This is a genomic window from Nocardiopsis trehalosi NBRC 14201, from assembly GCF_001552555.1.
Taxonomy (GTDB): domain Bacteria; phylum Actinomycetota; class Actinomycetes; order Streptosporangiales; family Streptosporangiaceae; genus Nocardiopsis_B; species Nocardiopsis_B trehalosi.
In genome coordinates, this window is record NZ_BCRK01000326.1 from 1 (window position 1) to 2,704 (window position 2,704).

Genomic DNA, 2,704 nt, shown 5'->3' on the forward strand with positions numbered 1-2,704 from the left:
TCCCGTCGTACCGTGGAGGCGGCGGGAATCGAACCCGCGTCCTTCAGTGCCGCAACAGGGCTTCTCCGGGTGCAGTCCGTGCTGCCGTTCTACTCGGCTCCAGCGCTCCCACGAACAGGTCGCTGACGAGCCCAGCCACGAAAGTGTCCCGCTCGGGCCTCGTGGCCCGATCCGAGCGGTAAGTCCTCTTAACGATGCCGGACACTGGGCCGAGGACGGGCCCAGGCCGACAGAGTCGCTATCGCTTAGGCAGCGAGAGCGAACTCAGTGCGCTGAGAATTGGCACTTGAATTTAGCGCGAATGCAGGTTTAACGAGGTCACATACGCAACCCTCGACCCGCTTCCCCTGAGACGACTACCGAAGTCGAAACCGATCGCCCCCTGTGCAGTTGTCAACGGGCCGGAGCCCGCGCGCGGGTCCACCGGAGTGGTCCCGACGTCCCCACGCTACCGGTAGAACGCCGCGAAGGCCAAGCCGATTCCCGCCGAGCCGCCCCGTTATACGTCCGTGTCCGGGCCGGTGGGGCGCCGGACGACAGGCGGGGGCCGGGGCGTCCGGACCCCGGACATGAGAATCCCTCGCGGGCGCGGACGGGAACCATCGACGCTGCCCGCGAGGGCGGCCGGCAGGGTCGGGCCGGCCTCTCAACGCAGGGCCTCCCCCGAGATGAGGTCCTGCACCTACGACTGGTCTCCGCAACCCCCATTACGGACCCAGTCAACAGGGAAGACGCCAACGGGGGCCGGGAGGGTTGCCTCCCGGCCCCCGCGTATCGCGATCGCGTGCGGATCTCCTCGGGACCTGCCGCCGGACCCACCGCCGAGACCTACTGGCCGGGGACGGTCTCGGTCTGCCCGGGGGCGGTCTCGGCGTCGGAGGCGGGTGCGCCGCCGGCGTCCTGGTCCTCCTCGGCGCCGCCGCCCATGTCCTCGACGTAACCGACGGGCAGGCCGGTGAGGAAGTTCCCGGCGGCGCTCACCGCGAACTGGTCCCACGCCAGCGCCGGGTCGACCTCGGCGGCCACGGCGAACGCCAGACCGCCCTGGTAGCCCACGAACCACTGCACGGCGATGTCCTCGCCGTCCACGCGCTGCTCGGCGGTGGCGGCCTTGCCGTGGACGGGCACCAGGCCGACGTTGGCGTTGGGCGCGCCGACCTCGACGGCGGACCGCATCATCGCGCGCAGCTGCTCGACCGTCGCCGCGTCGAGTTCGCGGGCGGTCGCCGGCTCCCCCTGGCGCGGGTCGTCGTCGACGGCGATCCGCGGCGGGCGCCAGGAGCCGTCGGCCACCCCCGCGGCCACCAGGGCCATCGACAGGGGGCTGACGGTGACCTGCTCGCCGCCGACCATGGCCGCCGCGGTGTCGCCCGGGCTCTCGGGTGCGGCGAACTCGCCGTTGAACGTGGGGACGGACAGCCGCCAGTCGCCGCCGATACCGAAGTCGGCGGCGGCGGACTCCAGGGCCTCGGCGCCGACCCGCTCGCCCAGCGACGCGAACGCCGTGGTACAGGTGTAGGCGAAGTCCATGGCGAGGTCCGGCTCCCACAGCCCGGCGTTGTTGGGCGTGGTGAAGGTGCGGTCGTCGATCTCGACCTGCGGCTCGCAGGGCACCGTGTCGTCGGCGGCGGCCGCCCCCGACCGCATCGCGGCGGCCGCGGAGACGATGGTGAACGCGTCGCCCGGCCGGTACTCGGCGGTGAACGCGCCGTCGTCGTCGGTGCTGCCGGCCGCCCCCGCGGCGGCCAGGATCTCGCCGGAGGAGGCGTCCAGGGCGACGAGGTAGCCGTCGCCCGGCAGCAGCTCCAGCGCGGTCTCGGCGGCCTGCTGGGCCTCGGTGTCGAGCGTGGTGGTGAGCGACCCGCTCTCGACACCGGGCCAGGTCTCCAGGACGCCGGTCTCGTCGCCGGCCGCGTCGAGGGTGACGACCTCGGTGGTGGCGGTGCCGGCGAGGCGCTGCTGGAAGACGTTCTGCAGGCCGGTCAGGCCCACGGTGTCGCCCGGCTGGTAGGTGCCGGCGACCCGGGAGGAGACGTTGTGCTCGGCGGTGCCGGCGACCTCGCCGACGACACCGGGCGCGATCTCCGGGTTGAGCTGCATCTCCAGGTCGGCGGTCTCGACACCCGCGATGTCGGTGGCCCGCGCGGCGACGGAGGCGTCGACGTCGCCCGTGCGCATGAGCACGAGCGGCTGGAACTCCTCGGGCGGCGCCGAGCGGACCCGGTCGACCAGCGGGCCGGGGTCCTCGTCGAGCAGTTCGGCCAGGGCGCCGATGTCGGCTTCGAGGTCGTTGAGCCGGGAGGGGACGACGCCGAACGCGGTGACCCGGTCGCGGCCGACGAGGGGCTCCTCGTCGCGGTCGAAGATCTGGCCGCGGTCGGGGACCTCGTAGGTGACGGCGAGCCGCTCGTCCTCCTCCAGGTCCGGGTGGATGACGGAGGGCGCCCACGTGATCTGCCAGCCGGTGCCGCCCCGGTGCAGGTCCATGGCGCCGGTGTAGTCCCACACCGGGTCGCCGATGCCGAGGTCGGCCTGGGCGGTGAACTCGGCGGTGGCGGTGTCGCCCTCGCGCGCGATGGGGCCGAGGGAGAAGCGCACCCCGGCCAGGTCGAGCTGGCGGTGGGCCTGCTCCAGGGCCTCGGCGACCGCCGCGGTATCGCCGTCGGTCTGGCGGGCGGCGCCCTCGTAGGCGCCGGCCTGCCAA

At 73.3% G+C, this 2,704-nt stretch carries 1 protein-coding gene and 1 other RNA gene; both read right to left on the minus strand.

Annotated features, from left to right (window positions below):
- Window positions 1–10: 10 nt before the first annotated feature.
- Window positions 11–383, minus strand: a transfer-messenger RNA (tmRNA) gene (ssrA, locus tag NT8_RS27840).
- A gap of 445 nt (window positions 384–828) precedes the next feature.
- A partial coding sequence (locus NT8_RS27845) for a penicillin-binding transpeptidase domain-containing protein (protein WP_067976009.1) occupies window positions 829–2,704 on the minus strand: 1,876 nt, incomplete at its 5' end.